The following is a 516-nucleotide window of genomic DNA, read 5'->3' on the forward strand; positions in this document are numbered from 1 at the left end:
CTGCTGTTCGCGTCGCCCCTGCTGCTCCTGCTCACCGGCGTCCCGCGCGCCGCGATCGCCTCGCTGTTCGTCGGTATGCACCTCGGGATGGCGGTCACGATGCGGATCGATCTGTTCCCGATCGTGGTCGTCGTCGGCTTCATCCCGTTCTTTCAGACGGCGGTCTGGGACGCCGCCGAACGCGCCGTCGCCAGTCTGGGGTGGTCGACGCCGCTCGCCCGCTGGCGCGCCCGTCTCGAGTCCGCGGCGAGAGCGATTCCGTCGCTCCCTCGGCGCGNNCGCGCCGGGACGCCTCGACGGTCTCCGCGATGCGGACCTCACCGGGACGCTCGCCGGCGGACGCGTCCTCGTCTCGACGGTCCTGCCGTACGTGTTCCTCGTGTTGATCGTTCTCTCCGGGGCGCAGGCGGTCGATTACGCCGAGGTCCCCGAACCCGGTGAGGACGTCTTGGAGGCCGTCGACATGGACCAGTCGTGGCGGATGTTCGCCCCCGATCCCACCCACACGACCCGATG

The sequence above is a fragment of the Halorubrum sp. Ea1 genome (assembly GCF_002252965.1).
Lineage (GTDB): Archaea > Halobacteriota > Halobacteria > Halobacteriales > Haloferacaceae > Halorubrum.